This is a genomic window from Janthinobacterium lividum, assembly GCF_011601275.1.
Classification (GTDB): Bacteria; Pseudomonadota; Gammaproteobacteria; order Burkholderiales; family Burkholderiaceae_D; genus Janthinobacterium; species Janthinobacterium lividum_E.
Genome location: NZ_JAAOLY010000015.1, coordinates 13041 through 29435, shown reverse-complemented (window position 1 = coordinate 29435; position 16395 = coordinate 13041). Strand labels below are relative to the sequence as shown.

16 protein-coding genes are annotated in these 16395 nt (G+C 63.9%); 14 read left to right on the top strand and 2 right to left on the bottom strand.

From position 1 onward, the window contains the following. The first annotated feature begins 169 nt into the window (after nt 1-169). From GYK42_RS21295 to GYK42_RS21240, 12 genes are all read left to right on the top strand, one after another. Nucleotides 170-760, top strand: coding sequence for a hypothetical protein (locus GYK42_RS21295; protein ID WP_166449106.1), 591 nt, complete (start codon nt 170-172; stop codon nt 758-760). 37 nt (nt 761-797) lie between these two features. Continuing rightward, a complete protein-coding gene (gene tssB / locus GYK42_RS21290) occupies nt 798-1307 on the top strand; it encodes a type VI secretion system contractile sheath small subunit (protein ID WP_166449105.1) in 510 nt (169 codons plus the stop codon). 1 nt (nt 1308) lies between these two features. After that, nucleotides 1309-2808 (top strand): type VI secretion system contractile sheath large subunit, encoded by a 1500-nt coding sequence (gene tssC, locus GYK42_RS21285; RefSeq protein WP_166449104.1) that lies wholly within the window; start codon nt 1309-1311, stop codon nt 2806-2808. 31 nt (nt 2809-2839) lie between these two features. Continuing rightward, nucleotides 2840-3331, top strand: coding sequence for an Hcp family type VI secretion system effector (locus GYK42_RS21280; RefSeq protein WP_034750126.1), 492 nt, complete (start codon nt 2840-2842; stop codon nt 3329-3331). Nucleotides 3332-3397: 66 nt separating this feature from the next. Then, nucleotides 3398-3874 carry a type VI secretion system baseplate subunit TssE gene (tssE, locus tag GYK42_RS21275; RefSeq protein ID WP_166449103.1) on the top strand — a complete coding sequence of 159 codons (477 nt, stop codon included), beginning with the start codon at nt 3398-3400 and terminating at the stop codon, nt 3872-3874. Next, complete coding sequence (tssH, locus tag GYK42_RS21270; RefSeq protein ID WP_166449102.1) at nt 3871-6522, top strand: type VI secretion system ATPase TssH; 2652 nt, start codon at nt 3871-3873, stop codon at nt 6520-6522. Before tssE ends, tssH begins: the two co-directional genes overlap by 4 nt. Nucleotides 6523-6542: 20 nt before the next feature. Continuing rightward, on the top strand, nt 6543-7574 hold the full coding sequence (gene tssA, locus GYK42_RS21265; protein ID WP_166449101.1) for a type VI secretion system protein TssA: 1032 nt from the start codon (nt 6543-6545) through the stop codon (nt 7572-7574). A gap of 42 nt (nt 7575-7616) precedes the next feature. Next, on the top strand, nt 7617-8408 hold the full coding sequence (locus tag GYK42_RS21260; protein ID WP_240943695.1) for a substrate-binding periplasmic protein: 792 nt from the start codon (nt 7617-7619) through the stop codon (nt 8406-8408). 34 nt (nt 8409-8442) lie between these two features. Continuing rightward, the gene (locus GYK42_RS21255) at nt 8443-8955 is read left to right on the top strand and encodes a lipocalin family protein (RefSeq protein WP_166449099.1); all 513 of its coding nucleotides are present in this window, start codon (nt 8443-8445) and stop codon (nt 8953-8955) included. Between the two features lie 264 nt (nt 8956-9219). After that, entirely contained in the window at nt 9220-10989 is a 1770-nt protein-coding gene (locus tag GYK42_RS21250) for a methyl-accepting chemotaxis protein (RefSeq protein WP_166449098.1), read from the top strand. 212 nt (nt 10990-11201) lie between these two features. Beyond that, the gene (locus GYK42_RS21245; protein WP_431190182.1) at nt 11202-11768 is read left to right on the top strand and encodes a tRNA-uridine aminocarboxypropyltransferase; all 567 of its coding nucleotides are present in this window, start codon (nt 11202-11204) and stop codon (nt 11766-11768) included. An 80-nt stretch (nt 11769-11848) separates the two neighbouring features. After that, a complete protein-coding gene (locus GYK42_RS21240; RefSeq protein ID WP_431190180.1) occupies nt 11849-13039 on the top strand; it encodes a PA0069 family radical SAM protein in 1191 nt (396 codons plus the stop codon). 4 nt (nt 13040-13043) lie between these two features. Here the strand turns inward: GYK42_RS21240 and GYK42_RS21235 are convergent, their stop codons facing one another. After that, entirely contained in the window at nt 13044-13664 is a 621-nt protein-coding gene (locus GYK42_RS21235; protein ID WP_205711497.1) for a gamma-glutamylcyclotransferase, read from the bottom strand. Nucleotides 13665-13692: 28 nt separating this feature from the next. Further along, nucleotides 13693-14661, bottom strand: coding sequence for a LysR family transcriptional regulator (locus tag GYK42_RS21230; protein WP_166449096.1), 969 nt, complete (start codon nt 14659-14661; stop codon nt 13693-13695). 125 nt (nt 14662-14786) lie between these two features. Here GYK42_RS21230 and GYK42_RS21225 point away from each other — a divergent pair, with 125 nt between their 5' ends. Together GYK42_RS21225 and GYK42_RS21220 are read left to right on the top strand one after the other, a co-directional pair. Then, on the top strand, nt 14787-15320 hold the full coding sequence (locus tag GYK42_RS21225; RefSeq protein WP_166449095.1) for a VOC family protein: 534 nt from the start codon (nt 14787-14789) through the stop codon (nt 15318-15320). A 48-nt stretch (nt 15321-15368) separates the two neighbouring features. Next, on the top strand, nt 15369-16391 hold the full coding sequence (locus tag GYK42_RS21220) for a fumarylacetoacetate hydrolase family protein (RefSeq protein ID WP_166449094.1): 1023 nt from the start codon (nt 15369-15371) through the stop codon (nt 16389-16391). The last annotated feature ends 4 nt before the right edge of the window (nt 16392-16395 follow it).

Here is a 16395-nt window from a genome sequence, read left to right as displayed (position 1 = left end):
ATTACTGCGCCAGATCAGGTTTCCTATCGCTGCACGCGGCTGTGGCGTGGAACTTCTTCTTTGCTGATTAATCTCAATTTGGCAAAAAATTGCCGATCAATAATAGTCTCCACCAAGGCGCCGCCCATTGTTCCCAGCGGTAGCGTCCTCCACGTGAAGGAGCACCCCGATGAAGCCAGCCACCATGTTGCCCCGTATTGCCTGCCTCGCCAGCGCCTTGCTGCTCACCGCCTGCGCCACGCCAGAGCAGCCGGCGCCCAAAAAACCTGCCGCGCCGACCTTGGCGCAAGTGATGAGCGAGGCCGATGCGGCCGCACGCGCCGGCCAGTTCGAGCGCGCCATGAGCCTGCTCAAGGTTGGCGGCGGCAGCTACCCGTCCGACAAGGCGCCGTGGCTGCAAATGGCGCAGATGAAGTTCGACCGAGGCCAGTACGGCGACGCCATCGGCCATGCGCTCGAAGCGCTGGAACGCGACCCGGACGACAAGGTGGCCAACAGCATCGTCGCCGTCAGCGGCTTGCGCCTGTCCGGCAAGGCGCTGGCCGACCTGTCGCGGCAAAACAATCTGAATGGCTCGCTGCGCTCGGAAGCGCAGGACCTGGCCAAATTGCTGCGCGCAAGCATCGGCGAAGAGGTACTGGTGCCGCCGGCCAAGCGCCCGCCGGCAGCCGGCAAGCGCGCAGCCGGTTCCGGCACGCCGGCGGCGAAGGGCGCGGCGGCGCCAGGCAGCGCGGCCGATCCCTTCAGCGGCCTGAAATAAACGAGCATCCCCACCATCCCCTTGCAAAGGAAGCGACATGTCCAAGTCCGACAGCGTGCAAAAGCGCCTGCAGAAGATACGCGCGCCGCGCGTGCAAATGACCTACGACGTCGAGATAGGCGACGCGATTGAAAACAAGGAGTTGCCCTTCGTGGTCGGCGTGCTGGGCGACTTTGGCGGCAATCCGGACAGCGAAAAAAAACGCCTGAAGGACCGCAAGTTCGTCGCCATCGACGGCGCCAATTTCGACGAAGTGCTGGCCGGCGTGGAGCCGGTGGCCCGTTTCGCCGTGCCGAACCGCCTCAGCGAGGCGGGCGGCACCTTCGCCGTCGATCTGCATTTCCGCTCGATGGATGACTTCCGCCCGGAATCGGTGGTGCGCCAAGTCGACCCCTTGCGCAAGCTGCTCGAGGCGCGCACCAAGCTGGCCGACCTGCGCAACAAGCTGGCTGGCAACGACAAGCTGGAAGACTTGCTGACGGAGGTGCTGAACAACACGGACAGCCTGGCCACCCTGAAACCGCGGTTCCCAGTGCAGGAGGATTGAGATGAGCGCCCAGGCAGAAGCCCCAGATGCCCTTGCTGTATGCACGCCCGGCGCGCCGGCCGCCACCGATTTGCTCGACCAGATCGTCGAGCAAAGCCGCGTCGCCAAGTCCGGCGCCGAACATGCGCGCGCACGCGACCTGATCTCGGAACTGGTGGAGCAGGTGCTCGACGGCACGGTGCTGATGTCCAGCAGCCTGTCGGCGACCTTGGACGCGCGCGTGGCGGAAATCGACCGCCTGATCTCGGCCCAGCTCAGCGAAATCATGCACGCGGCGCCGTTCCAGCAGCTCGAGCAAAGCTGGACGGGGCTGCGCTACCTGGTCGGCAATTCCGATACGGGCACGCGCCTGCAGATCCGCATGTTCAACGCTACCAAGCGCGAACTGGTAAAGGATTTCCAGGCCGCGCTGGAGTTCGACCAGAGCAGCATGTTCAAGAAGGTGTATGAAGAGGAATTCGGCACCTTCGGCGGCGCGCCGTTCGCCGCGCTGCTGGGAGACTTCGCCATCTCGCGCCAGCCGGAAGACATGTATTTCGTCGAGCAGATGTCGCACATCGCCGCCGCCGCGCACGCACCGTTCATCGCTTCGGCCGCGCCGGAACTGTTTGGCCTGGAAAGCTACGGCGACCTGGGCAAGCCACGCGACCTGGCCAAGGTGTTCGACACCATCGAGTACGCGAAATGGAAGGCCTTCCGCGAATCCGAGGATGCGCGCTACGTCGGTCTGACCTTGCCCCGCTTCCTGGGCCGGCTGCCGTTCAATCCCGTCGATGGCACCACGGTCGAAGGTTTCAATTTTGTCGAGGAAGTCGACGGCAGCGACCATCACAAATACCTGTGGTGTAACGCCGCGTATGCGTTTGGCAGCAAGCTGACGCGCGCCTTTGCCGACTACGGCTGGTGCGCCGCCATCCGCGGCGTGGAGGGCGGCGGCCTGGTGGACGACCTGCCGACCCACACCTTCAAGACGGACGAGGGCGACGTAGCCCTGAAATGCCCGGCCGAAGTGGCGATCACCGACCGACGCGAAAAGGAATTGTCGGACCTGGGCTTCATCTCGCTGGTGCACTGCAAAAACACGGCGTATGCGGCGTTTTTCGGCGCCCAGTCGGCGCAGAAAAGCCGCAAGTACAACAGCGACGCGGCCAATGCGAACGCGGTGCTGTCGTCGCAGCTGCAGTACATCTTCGCCGTCTCGCGCATCGCCCATTACATGAAGGCCATGATGCGCGACAAGATCGGCAGCTTTGCCGCCGCCTCCAACGTGGAAGATTTTCTGAACCGCTGGCTGATGCAGTACGTGCTGCTCGACGATAACGCCAGCCAGGAACAGAAGGCGCAGTTCCCCCTGCGCGAGGCGTCCGTGCAGGTGCATGAAGTGCCGGGCCGGCCCGGCGTGTACCGCGCCGTGTCGTTCCTGCGGCCGCACTTCCAGCTTGATGAATTGTCCGTTTCACTCCGTTTGGTCGCGGAGTTGCCGAAGTCGACCAATTCCTGATTTACCCATCTTTCAACCACAGGAGCACACCATGGCAATCGATGTATATCTGCAGATAGACGGCATCAAGGGCGAGTCCACCGATGACAAGCACAAGGACTGGATCGAGTGCAAATCGGTCAGCTGGAGCGTCGAGCAGCCGAAGTCCGCCACCGCCTCGACGGGCGGCGGCCACACGGCCGAACGCTGCGAGCACAAGGACATCGTCATCTCCAAACTGGCCGACCTGGCCTCGCCGGTGCTGCTGCAGACCTGCTCGGCCGGCAAGACCATCCCCAAGGCGCGCTTCGAATTCATGCGCGCCGATGGCCAGGGCGAGCGCGTCAAGTACTTTGAAATCGAAATCGAAAATGTGCTGATCGGCGCCGTGACGCCGAACGTGGAAGAAGGCGACATCCTCGGTGAGCACGTCGGCTTCAAGTTCTCGAAAGTGAAGTGGAAATACACGCAGCAAAAAGTGACGGGCGGCGCCGGCGGCAATACCTCGGGCGGCTGGGACCTGGCCGCGAACCGCGTGGCTTGATCGATGGTACGCGGCGCGCGGCGGCCACCAACGCCCGCGCGCCGCGCCGACTTTTCAGGAGAGCGCATGGACAGTTATGTACCAGGCCTGTTCGACCGCCTGATGGGCGACGGCGGTGCGGCGGCGGGCGGCGCGGCGGTGCGCCTGTCGCTGGAGCAATTGAAGGATGCGGTGGCGCGCGACCTGGAAGAGCTGCTCAACACGCGCGTGGCCCTGCCGCCTGGCGCGCTCGACGCTTATCCGGAATGCGCCGCGTCCATCGTCAACTATGGCCTGATCGATTTCGCCGGCATGTGTTTGTCCAGCAGCGATGACCGCGCCCGCATCTGCGCCGCGCTGAAGGCCGCCATTGAACGCCACGAACCGCGCCTGCGCAATGTGCGCGCCCGTCTGGAGCGCGAAGCGGGCGCCATCAACCGGGTCGGCTTCGTCATCAGCGGCACCCTGGCCGTGAAGGCCGGCGGCGAAACGGTCAATTTCGACGCCGTGCTGCAGCCATCGTCGCTGCGCTATTCGATCAACCGCAAGGGAGCCGCCGCATGAGCAATAACCTGAAAACCCTGATCGCCAAACTCAACGACACGGCGCGTACGGCCGCCACGCGCGCCGCCGCCATCTGCGTGGGCCTGGGCCAGTACGAAGTCGATATCGAACACTTGTTCCTGGCGCTGCTGGAGCAGGAGCGCAGCGACTTCGTCACCATCGCGCGGCGCAGTGAAATCAGCCTGACGGCGCTGGAGGCGGACCTGCGCCGCGAGATCGGCGGCTTCAGGACGGGCAGCGCGCGCACGCCCGTGTTTTCGCCCCACTTGCCGCTGTTGTTCGAGCATGCCTGGCTGATTGCCTCGCTGGGCATGGCGGACGCCGCCCGGCCAGCCACTATCCGCAGCCGGCATTTGCTGCTGGCGCTGCTGACCGAGCCGGAACTGTCGCAGCTTGCGTATCGCGGCTCGAAACTGTTCGCCCGCTTCAGCGTCGAACAATTGAAACACCAGCCGGACAGGCTGACGGCGGGCTCCGGCGAGGAGGAAAGCGCGGCAGTGCCGCGGCTTTCCGACACCGGCGACGATGCTGTTGCTAGCCTGGCCAGCAAAACCCCGGCGCTGGACCAGTTCACCACGGACCTGACGCAGCTGGCGCGCGACGGCAAGCTCGACCCCGTGATCGGCCGCGAGACGGAGATACGCCAGGCCGTCGACATCCTGCTGCGCCGGCGCCAGAACAATCCGATTCTCACGGGCGAGGCGGGCGTGGGCAAGACGGCCGTGGTGGAAGGCCTGGCCTTGCGCATCGCCGCCGGCGACGTGCCCGAGGTGCTGCAGGGCGCGCACATCCACGCGCTCGACATGGGCTTGCTGCAAGCTGGTGCCAGCGTGAAGGGCGAGTTTGAAAGCCGCTTGAAAAATGTGATCGACGAGGTGACGAAAAGTCCGCACCCCATCATCCTCTTCATCGACGAGGCGCACACGATGATCGGCGCCGGTGGCCAGGCGGGGCAGAACGACGCGGCCAATCTGCTGAAACCGGCGCTGGCGCGCGGCGCCCTGCGCACGATCGCGGCCACCACTTGGAGCGAGTACAAAAAGTATTTTGAAAAGGATGCGGCGCTGGCGCGGCGCTTCCAGGTGGTGAAGGTGGAAGAGCCGAGCGAAGAGATTGCCTGCGCCATGCTGCGCGCCATGGCGCCGCTGATGGAGCGCCATTTCGGTATCCGCGTGCGCGACGCCGCCATCGTCGAGGCCGTGCGCCTGTCGCACCGCTACATCAGCGGGCGCCAGCTGCCCGACAAGGCCATCAGCGTGCTCGATACGGCGTGCGCCAAGGTGGCGCTGGGCCAGTGCGCTACGCCGGCGCAGCTGGAAAACGCGCACCGGCGCCAGGAACGTATCGGCGCCGAAATCGACGCCCTGGCCCGCGAGGCTGCCGATGGCGAAGCGCCCGATAAAGCCGGCGCCGCGCGCCTGGCCCAACTGCGGCGCGAACATGACAAAGGGCAGGCGGCGATCGCGGCGCTGGCGCAGCGCTGGGAGCGGGAAAAGGTGCTGGTGGCGCAGATCGGCGACTTGCGCGCGCAGCTGCGCGGCGAGCGGCCGGGCGAGGTCGGCGCGGCGCAACTGCTGGCGTTGAAGGCAGAACTGGCAGCACTGCAGGGAGAAGCGCCGCTGTCGCCGCTGGAAGTCGATGCGCAGGTGGTGGCCGGCATCGTCGCCGGCTGGACCGGCATCCCGCTGGGGAAAATGCTGAAGGACGAAATCCGCACGGTGCTGACCCTGGATGGGGCGCTGCGCGAACGGGTGCTGGGACAGGACCACGTCATCGACGCGGTGGCGCAGCGCGTGCGCACGGCGCGCGCCAGCCTGGACGACCCGAACAAGCCGCAAGCCGTGTTCCTGTTTACGGGGCCGTCCGGCACGGGCAAGACGGAAACGGCGCTGGCGCTGGCCGATCTGCTGTATGGCGGCGAGCGCAAGCTTATTACCATCAACATGAGCGAGTACCAGGAGGCGCACAGCGTGGCGGGCCTGAAAGGCTCGCCACCAGGCTATGTCGGTTACGGCGAAGGCGGCGTGCTGACGGAAGCCGTGCGGCGCCAGCCCTACAGCGTGGTGCTGCTCGATGAAGCGGAAAAAGCGCACCCTGATGTGCTGGAATTGTTCTTTCAGGTCTTCGACAAGGGCGTGCTCGATGATGCGGAAGGGCGCGAAGTCGATTTTCGCAACACTATCATCATCGCCACCTCGAACCTGGGTTCGGGCGCCATGATGGCCGCCTGCCTGAACCGGGTGGCGCAAGACTTGCCCACGCCGGCCGCGCTGGAAGAACTGGTGCGCCCGCAACTGGTGGCGCACTTCAAGCCGGCCCTGCTGGGACGCTTGAAGGTGCTGCCCTTCTATCCCTTGAGCGACGCGGTGCTGGCCGAGATCATCGCATTGAAACTGGTGCGCATCGGCGCGCGCATCGCGCGCAACCACCAGGCGCAGTTCAGCCATGACGCGGGCCTGGTCGACGCCGTGCTGGCGCGCTGCACCGAGGTCGATTCGGGCGCGCGCAATGTCGACCAGATCCTCAACGGCAGCCTGCTGCCGGCGATCGCCGAAGCGGTGCTGGCGCGCATGGCCGAAGGCGAGCCGGTCGCGTCGATACGCGTCAGCGCGAGCAAGCAGGGGCAGTTCAAGTACACGATCCGATAATCCACCTTCCGGAGAGCGCCATGTTCAATCTGGAGCAGTTGCTGCACCCCGTCAGCGCCGTCAGTCCATGCGGCGGCGACATCACCTTCAGCCAGGAGCTCGACGCCATCGCGCGGGCGCGCCAGCACGACGATCCGAGCCTGGACCAGGGCGAGTGGGTGACGGCGCTGAAGGAGGCGGACTGGCCGTTCGTGGCGACGCGCTGCGAACAGCTGATCGCCACGCACAGCAAGGATTTGCGCGTGGCCGTGTGGCTGGCCGAGGCGCATGCGAAAACGCGCCACTTCCGTGGCCTGGGCGATGGCTACGCGCTGCTGGCCGGCCTGTGCGAGCGTTACTGGGATGGACTGTTTCCGCCGGCGGAAGAGGGCGACCAGGAACAGCGCATCGGCAATGTCTTCTGGCTGCTGTCACGCACGCCGCAGCTGTTGCGCGAGATCCCGCTGACCGAAGGCGCCGATGGCCTGTACTCGCTGCAGGATTTCGATGCGGCGCGCCAGCGCGCGGCCGCCAGCCTGGCGCAGGGCGCAGCGGATCAGGGCTGGGGCGATGCGCGCCAAGACGAAGGGGCGACCCTGGCGCAGATGGAGGCGGCGCGGCAACGGAACTCGCGCGCATTTTCCGACGGCTTGCTGGCCGATGCACAATACTGCATGCAGTCGCTGCTGGCGTTCGAGCGCAGCGTCGATGCGCATTTCGGCGCCGATGGCCCGAGTTTTCGCGCCGCGCGCGAGGCGCTGGAAAGCGCCATTCATTTCATTGCGCCGCTGTCACCGGATGCGGACTTTGCCGGCGCGCCGCCCGCCGCCGGCCAGGGCGTCGGCAGCAGCGGGGGCGCCATCGTGCAGCGCCAGCAGGCGCTGGCCCAGTTGCGCCAGGTGGCCGATTTTTTCCGCCGCACGGAGCCGCACAGCCCCGTCGCCTACCTGGCCGACAAGGCCGCCAGCTGGGGCGAGCTGCCGTTGCACCTGTGGCTGCGCGCCGTCGTGAAGGATTCAAGCACCCTGGCGCAGCTCGACGAGATGCTGGGCACGAACAGCGCAAACGGGTGATGGCGCTTGCCCCTTCCATGCTACTCTTCGGGCATGTTCAGAATGCTCATCCTGCCTGCCGCGCTATGCCTGTTTATCGCGGCCAGCGCGCGGGCGGAGGGGCCGACGCCGCTGGTGATCTATGGCGACGACGATTATCCGCCGTACTCTTACGTCGACAACGGCCAGCTGAAAGGTATTTATACGGAGATCGTGCGCGAAGCGGCGCAATCGATGCCGCAGTATGCGGTGCAGCTGCGTCCCGTGCCCTGGAAACGGGGCGTGCTGATGCTGCAGACGGGCGAGGCGTTTGCCCTGTATCCGCCGTATTCGTGGCGCAGCGAGCGGCCGTATGTGCGCTATTCCGTGCCGCTGCTGATGGAGCAACTGGTGGTGCTGTGCAATCAGGACGTGCTGGCCAGGCGCAAGCTGAAGCAGTGGCCCGCCGATTACGCCGGCTTGCACATCGGCGTGAACGCGGGTTTTTTGCTGGGCGATGCAAAGCAGACGGCAGCCCTGCACGCGGCCAACATCGTGTTCGATACGGCCAAGGGCACGCGCACGAATCTGCTCAAGCTGATGCGCGGGCGTATCGATTGCTATGTCAGCGACCGCCTGTCGGCGCAGTGGGAATTGCAGCGCATCCGGCACGAGGGCGCGCCCGGCACGCTGATGCAGACGATACAGGAAACGGCGCAACTGGCCAGCCAGCAGGGCCATCTGGGTTTTACGGCGCGCCGGCCCGCCGCCTACCCGTATCGCGATGATTTTATCGAACAATTCAATGCCGCCATCGTGCGCATGCAAAACAATGGCGCGATCCGCCGCATCGTCGAGCACGCGTTGCTGCCCTGACGCGGCTACCCTGATTCAACCGATGGAGAAAAGCATGAAAAAACTACTATTGCTGTGTTTGCTAGTACTGGGCGGTTGCGTCGGCCGCCCGGATAATATTTACCCCGTCAGTCAGTTCGATACCACCCGGTATCTGGGCAAATGGTATGAGATTGCGCGCCTCGATCATTCCTTCGAGCGGGGCCTGAGCCATGTGACGGCCGATTACAGCCTGCGCCAGGATGGCGGCCTGAAAGTGCTCAACCGCGGCTACAAGGATGCGGACGCTGTCTGGAAGGATGCGGAAGGCAAGGCGTATTTCGTCGACAAGAAAGACGTGGGCTACCTGAAAGTGTCGTTTTTCGGCCCCTTCTATGGTTCCTACATCGTCTTCGATCTGGACCGGCAAAATTACAGCTATTCCATGATCAGCGGTCCCGACAAATCCTACTTCTGGTTGCTGTCGCGCACGCCAACCATGGATCCCGCCCTGCAGCAGCGCCTGATCGAGAAAGCCGCTGGCCTGGGTTTCGACACGTCAAAATTGATCTACGTGAAGCAAAACTGACCCTGCTTGCCTGCCGCCCGTTCGTGGCGGCATACCACCTTCTGGTTGTTGCTTTCCTGCATGTTATTTCTTGCAATACCACTCTGATTCACTCACAATCTGCTACAAAGTAGTGCGCTGCGGCGCGCTGCCATTCCGGTGGCGCAGTGTCCGTTGCGCCACCACTCGTGATTGCCGCACGGCAGATGCCTGCTATATTGATACGTAGCAGTAAGTCGGTTTCGTGGCGTCTGTGCATCGTTTTCTTCAGATAGGAATCACGCAATGAAAAACCTCAAAATCGGCGTACGTCTCGGGGGCGGTTTTGCCGCAGTCCTGCTCCTGTTGACGAGCCTGACCGTGGTGGGCATCGTGCAGATGCAAAGCGCCAGTAAGGAAACCGATGCGCTCGTCAACGTCAAGGTGCGCAATGAGCGCCTGATCGGTGAGTGGACCAAGGTCATCGAGGTGAACGCGGCACGCACGGCGGCCGCCTGGAAAGTCAGCGATCCCGAACACCAGAAGCAGTTTGAACAGGAAATGGCGGTCTCGTCCGCACGCGCCACGGAAATCCAGAATGACATCGGCAAAAGCGAGCTGAACGCCGAAGAACAATCGCTGTACCAGGAGGTGTTGAGCACGCGCAAGGCTTACACGGAAGTGCGCAAGAATGTGTTCAAGGCCAAGAATGCGGGCGACCTGGAACTGGGCAAGCGCCTGTACGAAGGCGACATGGCCGCCAAGCGCGACATCTACCTGGCGGCGCTGAAGAAGCTGGAATTGCTGGAAGCTAAATTGCTCGATGAAACGGCCGCGCAAATCCGTTCGCGCTACGAAAATGGCCGTCTGCTGCTGATCTCGCTTGGCGTGGTCGCCATCTTGCTGGGCGTCGCCTGCGCCTACTGGATCACGCGCTCGATCACGCGTCCCATCACGCGTGCTGTGGAAGTGGCGGAAGCCGTTTCCGCTGGCGACCTGACCAGCCATATCGTCGTGGAAAGCCGCGATGAAACGGGGCAATTGATGCATGCGCTGAAAAACATGAACGATAGGCTGGTCAGTATCGTCGGCCAGGTGCGCGCCGGCACCGAATCGATCAGCACGGCGTCGAGCGAAATCGCCGCCGGCAACCTGGACTTGTCGTCGCGCACGGAAGAGCAGGCCAGTTCGCTGGAAGAGACGGCCTCTTCCATGGAAGAGCTGACGTCCACCGTGAAACTCAACGCCGACAATGCGCGCAGCGCCAACCAGCTGGCCATCGACGCGTCGCAGATCGCCAGCAAGGGCGGTGTGGTGGTGTCGGAAGTGGTCAGCACCATGGGGTCGATCAACGATTCCTCGCGCAAGATCGTCGACATCATCAGCGTCATCGATGCCATCGCCTTCCAGACGAATATCCTGGCCTTGAACGCGGCCGTGGAAGCAGCCAGGGCCGGTGAGCAGGGCCGTGGTTTTGCCGTCGTTGCTTCCGAGGTGCGCAACCTGGCGCAGCGCTCCAGCGCGGCGGCCAAGGAAATCAAGGGCTTGATCGGCGATTCCGTGCAAAAGGTCGAGGCCGGTTCACAACTGGTGGACAAGGCGGGCCGCACCATGGACGAGATCGTACAAAGTATCAGCCATGTGACGCTGATCATGAACCAGATCACCGACGCCAGCGATGAGCAGCGCGCCGGCATCGAGCAAGTCAACCAGGCCATCGGCCAGATGGACCAGGTGACGCAGCAAAATGCGGCTCTGGTGGAGGAAGCGGCCGCAGCTGCGGAATCCATGCAGGAACAGGCGGCCAAGCTGGCCGACGTGGTGGGCCTGTTCAAGCTCGATGCAACGCAGCACTATGTTTCGGCCAGTGCTGGTCCGTCCGTGACGGCGTCTGCGCCAGGAAAATCTGCCATGCGACCTGCCATGCGGCCCGCCATTCAGCCTGCCAAGCACCGCGCGTCGGCACCGGCCGTGGCGGCACCCGCGCCGGGCAAGGCGGCTCAAGCGGACGCCGTGCGTGCACGCGCGCCGAAGGCGCCGGTGGCGTCCGGCGCCGACGAATGGGAAGAGTTTTAAGCGCAGTTTCCCCGTGGCATGGCGCGGGCGCTACAATCGCGGCTTGAAGACAGCCGCGAACGCGCTCCGCCATGACCACCCGCCGTATCCCCAGCCAACCCCCCAGTAATACTTCCAGCCATACCTTCAGCCAACCCGCTGCATCGTTCCCCCCGGCTGAACCCGCAAAACGCGCGCGCTGCCCAGCCTGCCTGCGCGCCGTCTCCAGTTGCATCTGCCGCTGGATCGCCCCCGTTTTCCACGCGGTGGAAGTGCTTATCCTGCAGCATCCGCTGGAAGTCCACAATGCCAAGGGCAGCGCCCGCTTGCTGCACCTGAGTCTGCCCAACAGCCGCATGCTGACGGGTGAGCAGTTTGCTCCCGAAACGCTCGCCGAATTGCTGGCCGACAAGCACAACGTGCTGCTATATCCCGATACGCCAGGTGACCGTTCGCTGGGCATCCCGCCGCCGCCAGCGCTCGACCCCGCCATCTTGCTCGATTCGGCCAGCTTGCAATTGGTGGTGCTGGACGCCACCTGGCGCAAGAGCCGCAAGATGCTATATAAGAACCCCCCGTTGCAACAGCTGCCGCGCCTGCCACTGCGCGATACGCCCGCTTCCCATTACCTGATCCGCAAGGCGCACGCGCCAGACCAGTTATCGACCTTGGAAGCAACGTGTTACGCCCTCATGCAGTTGGAGCGGGACGCGGCCCGCTTCGTTCCCCTGATCACGGCGTTTGACGGTTTTGTCGCGCAGCAGTTGAGTTATGTCATGCCGCAGGGTGAAAAAGCTTGAAATAGCACCATGGCAGCCCTTGATATTGACCGGACAGCGGCATAGTATACTGTACGTATATACAGTTGATGGGGTCGTTCATGAAAGCAATCATTCCAGAACACGATGACAGCTTTGCCGGGCAAGCCATGTTGCCGCCGCAATCGCTGAAAGCTCACAAAGGCCGTGGGGCCGTCTCGAACCTGCAAGGGCGCTACGAGGTGCATGCGCGCGCCGGCTTCGATGACGGCTGGAGCGTAGGCGGTCTGGATGGGGCGACTGAGGAAGAGGCGGCGCCGGCCTGGAAGACGCAGGTCAGCGACGAGCAGGCGCGCACCATCCTCACGCGCAACGCTTCGCCCGATTTGCCGTTCAACGTTTCGCTGAATCCATATCGCGGCTGCGAGCATGGCTGCATTTATTGCTTTGCCCGTCCCACGCACAGCTATCTGGGCCTGTCACCGGGGCTGGACTTCGAAAGCCGCATCTACGCCAAGGTGAATGCTCCCGAACTGTTGCGGCGCGAACTGGCCAAGCCGTCGTATGTGCCTGAACCGATCGCCCTCGGCGTCAATACCGATGCGTATCAGCCGTGTGAGCGCGAGCGGCAATTGACGCGGCGCGTGCTGGAAGTGCTGCACGAGTGCGACCACCCCGTGGCGCTGATCACGAAATCGTCGCTGATCGAGCGTGATATCGACATTTTGGCACCCATGGCGGCCAAGCATCTGGCGGCCGTGGCCGTGACTGTCACCACGCTCGATCCAGCCATCGCGCGCACCCTGGAACCGCGCGCGGCTGCCCCGGCGCGGCGGCTGCGCACCATCCGTACCCTGACGGAGGCGGGCATTCCCGTGGGCGTGAGTATCGCGCCCATCATCCCGTTCGTGACGGAACCGGAAATCGAGCAGCTGCTCGAAGCTGTGCGAGACGCGGGTGCCATCCATGCCCATTACGTCGTGCTGCGCCTGCCGTGGGAAGTGAGTCCATTGTTCCAGCAATGGCTGGAAGCGCACTTCCCGGAACGGGCCCAGCGCGTGATGAATCGGGTGCGCGAAATGCGTGGCGGCAAGGATTACGACAGCGCGTTCGGCGCGCGCATGCGGGGCGAAGGCGTGTGGGCTGACCTCATCCGCCAGCGCTTTGAAAAAGCCGTGCACCGGCTGGGGCTGCACGGCAAGGGCGGCCGCTTCAAGCAGCTCGATTGCACGCAATTCCGCCGGCCGCTCGTGGTGCCGCCGCTGGGCGCGAAAGTGAAAAATGGCAATGCGGGGCAGCTGGATCTGTTTTAAGAAGTTAAACGGCGCTATCCTGAGTCTTTGCCTGGATTTGCGCCAGATGCTGCTCGATGGCGAAGACATGCGGGTCGCTCTTGCCCAGCTCGCGCAGGGCGCTGGCCAGGTGCAGCAGGTATTCGCTGTTCGGGCCGCTGGGGCCGTTTGATCGGGCTATCTGGCGCGCGATATCCAGTTCCGGGGCGGCGCCCAGGAAGGCGGCGTTTTCCTCGTTGGCGATGTACACCAGTCCTTCGACCTTGCCGCCATCCTCGAAGGTGATGTCGGTGGCCAGGCGCAAATAGCCGTTCTTTTCGCGGTGGTCGAGGTGGGCGAAGACTTCGGGTGTGATCAAATAAGCCATGCCGTCACACACGGCGCCTGCCTGCGGCACTATGGTGGCGACCCGGCCCGGCGCCATCGGCGTGCCGCGGTGGTCGTGCGAACCCTGCCAGAACCGCCGCGTCCAGCCGGCGATACTGGCGGGGCGGCGTTCGATGTAGGGGAAATCGGCCTTGTAGATCAGCGAGCCATAGCCGAACAGCCAGACCTGTGCATGGCCGTCGAATCTGTTCATGCGCTGATTGATGGCGATGGTGGCGGCGTCGATGGCGGACAGGTCGTTCTGGACAGGCTGGGTCATGGTGTGAGCGGCAAAGGGCGATGCGCCATTATAAAGCGGCGCCAGCCGGGCCGCCTGCGGACAGGGTGTTGCGTGCCGCACCGCCGCCCGCTCCCACGTTCCACTCGTGCGTCTCGACAAAGCGGAACAGGAAGGCCATGAAGCTTTCGGCGGCCGGCGACAGCGAACGGCCCGTCTTCGTGTAGACGAAAAAGCGCCGCGTCAGTTCCGGCTCGTGCAGGGCGCGCATGTGCAATTGATACAGCTTGACCATCGGTTCCGCATACGGCAGGCAGACCGTGATGCCCAGGTTGGCGCTGACCATGGCCAGCGCCGTCGTCATGAACGTGACTTCGTTATAGGGATTGAGCGACAGCTCGCGAAATGCGCCGTGCATGTCGCGCAGCAGGCGTTCCGTGAACTGGCCCTGCAGCGAGATGAACGGATAGTCGCCCACGTCGGCCCAGGTGACCCTTTCCTTTTGCTGCAGCGGGTGCTGTTCAGGGAAGACCAGCACGAAGGGCATTTCGAACAGCACTTGCGCGGCGATTTCCGCCGTCGGGTCGCGTTCGGGGCCGATGCCGAAATCGACTTCGCCGCTGAAGACGCGCGCCGACACGTTTTCCACCGGGCAGTCGACGAGGCGCAGCTGCACGTCCGGGTGCGCCTGGCGGTAGGCGGCGATCACTTCCGGCAGCAGGGTGCACGCCATCATCTGCGGCGCGGCGATGCGCACCATGCCCGTTTTTAACGCCTTGCGCTGGGCGATGCCGGCCATGGCGCCGTCGAGGTCCTCGATCATCTTTTCAAACAGCGGATACAGCTCGCGGCCGATTTCCGACAGCTGCGTCTTGCGCGTGCTGCGCTCGACCACTCGTACGCCCAGCACGCTTTCCAGTTCCTTGATCAAGCCGCTCAAGGCCGATTGCGTCACGTGCAGGTATTCGGCGGCCAGGGTAAAACTGCCGGTCTTGGCCAGCGCCACGAAGGCGCGCATTTGCCGCAGGCTGGGACTCATAAGATAATCCGATAAATCAATGGTTAAAAATTGTTTGTATGATAGCTGTAACTCGATTCTAATGGTGAAAAGCTGAAAAACAGGCCAGCCATCGCGCCCACGGCGCCATCCATTGGAGACACACCATGAAGATCAAGCAAATCCACCATGTCGCCTACCGCTGCATCGACGCGAAGAAAACCGTCGAGTGGTACGTCAAGCATTTGAACATGAATTTCGTCCTCGCCATCGCCGAAGACCTGGTGCCGTCGACCAAGGCGCCGGACCCGTACATGCACGTGTTCCTCGACGCGGGCCAGGGCAATGTGCTGGCCTTTTTTGAACTGCCGACGCAGCCGCCGATGGACCGCGACCGCAATACCCCGGCCTGGGTGCAGCACCTAGCGCTGGAAGTGGGCAGCATGGAAGAGCTGCTGGCCGCCAAGGAACGTTTGGTGGCCGGCGGCGTCGAGGTGCTCGGTCCCGTCAACCACGCCATCTTCCAGTCGATCTATTTCTTCGACCCGAACGGCCACCGCCTGGAACTGGCGGCCAACGTGGGCACGCCCGACATGATGGACAAACTGGACGCCGTCAAATGGGAAATGCTGGAAGAATGGTCGCAAACGCGCCGCGCGCCCAAGCACGCCGCCTGGATGCACGCGCCGGCCGACGCCTGAACGCATTAGACCGCCACTTTCTGACAAATACACCGAACAAGGAACACCATGAAACTCGCAACCCTGAAAAACGGCAGCCGCGACGGCGCCCTGATCCTCGTCAGCCGCGACCTGCGCCAGTACCAGCGCGTGGCCGCCATCGCGCCCACCTTGCAGGCCGCGCTCGACAACTGGGACGCCGTCGCGCCGAAACTGGAACAGGCCTACGCCGACCTGAACGCGGGCCAGGCGCCGGACGCGCAGCCGTTTGATGCGGCATTGTGCCACTCGCCGCTGCCGCGCGCTTACCAGTGGGCCGACGGTTCCGCCTACATCAATCACGTGGAACTGGTGCGCAAGACGCGCAACGCGGAAGTGCCGGCCTCGTTCTACACGGACCCGCTGATGTACCAGGGCGGCTCGGACAGCTTTATTGGCCCGCGCGATCCGATCTTCGCCTTGTCCGAAGAGTGGGGCATCGACCTGGAAGCGGAAGTGGCCGTCATCACGGGCGACGTCGCCATGGGCGCCGGCGTGGACGACGCGGCGAAAGCGATCCGCCTGGTCATGCTGGTCAACGATGTCTCGCTGCGCAACCTGATCCCGGGCGAACTGGCCAAGGGTTTCGGCTTCTTCCAGTCGAAGGCGGCCAGCGCGTTTTCGCCCGTCGCCGTCACGCCCGATGAACTTGAAGGCCACTGGGCGGACAGCAAGCTGCACCTGCCGCTGCTGGTGGATTTGAACGACAAGCCCTTCGGCAAGCCGAATGCGGGCGAGGACATGACCTTCAATTTTGCCCAACTGGTGGCGCATGCGGCCAAGACGCGCGAACTGGGCGCCGGCAGCATCGTCGGTTCCGGCACCGTGTCGAACAAGCAGGGCAACCTGTTTGGCTCGAGCATCGAGAACGGCGGCGTCGGTTACTGCTGCCTGGCCGAAGTGCGCATGTATGAAACCATCGAACACGGCGCGCCAAAAACGGCGTATCTGAAGTTCGGCGACACGGTTCGCATCGAGATGCGCGACGCGGCGGGCGCCAGCATCTTCGGCAGCATCGAGCAGACCGTGGCCGTGTACGCCGGCCGCGCCTGAGGGG

Bases quoted from the DNA above. Each gene is read 5' to 3' on its own strand.
- GYK42_RS21295 (WP_166449106.1), top strand. From the start codon at position 170: ATGAAGCCAGCCACCATGTTGCCCCGTATTGCCTGCCTCGCCAGCGCC.
- tssB (WP_166449105.1), top strand. From the start codon at position 798: ATGTCCAAGTCCGACAGCGTGCAAAAGCGCCTGCAGAAGATACGCGCG.
- tssC (WP_166449104.1), top strand. From the start codon at position 1,309: ATGAGCGCCCAGGCAGAAGCCCCAGATGCCCTTGCTGTATGCACGCCC.
- GYK42_RS21280 (WP_034750126.1), top strand. From the start codon at position 2,840: ATGGCAATCGATGTATATCTGCAGATAGACGGCATCAAGGGCGAGTCC.
- tssE (WP_166449103.1), top strand. From the start codon at position 3,398: ATGGACAGTTATGTACCAGGCCTGTTCGACCGCCTGATGGGCGACGGC.
- tssH (WP_166449102.1), top strand. From the start codon at position 3,871: ATGAGCAATAACCTGAAAACCCTGATCGCCAAACTCAACGACACGGCG.
- tssA (WP_166449101.1), top strand. From the start codon at position 6,543: ATGTTCAATCTGGAGCAGTTGCTGCACCCCGTCAGCGCCGTCAGTCCA.
- GYK42_RS21260 (WP_240943695.1), top strand. From the start codon at position 7,617: ATGCTCATCCTGCCTGCCGCGCTATGCCTGTTTATCGCGGCCAGCGCG.
- GYK42_RS21255 (WP_166449099.1), top strand. From the start codon at position 8,443: ATGAAAAAACTACTATTGCTGTGTTTGCTAGTACTGGGCGGTTGCGTC.
- GYK42_RS21250 (WP_166449098.1), top strand. From the start codon at position 9,220: ATGAAAAACCTCAAAATCGGCGTACGTCTCGGGGGCGGTTTTGCCGCA.
- GYK42_RS21240 (WP_431190180.1), top strand. From the start codon at position 11,849: ATGAAAGCAATCATTCCAGAACACGATGACAGCTTTGCCGGGCAAGCC.
- GYK42_RS21235 (WP_205711497.1), bottom strand. From the start codon at position 13,664: ATGACCCAGCCTGTCCAGAACGACCTGTCCGCCATCGACGCCGCCACC.
- GYK42_RS21230 (WP_166449096.1), bottom strand. From the start codon at position 14,661: ATGAGTCCCAGCCTGCGGCAAATGCGCGCCTTCGTGGCGCTGGCCAAG.
- GYK42_RS21225 (WP_166449095.1), top strand. From the start codon at position 14,787: ATGAAGATCAAGCAAATCCACCATGTCGCCTACCGCTGCATCGACGCG.
- GYK42_RS21220 (WP_166449094.1), top strand. From the start codon at position 15,369: ATGAAACTCGCAACCCTGAAAAACGGCAGCCGCGACGGCGCCCTGATC.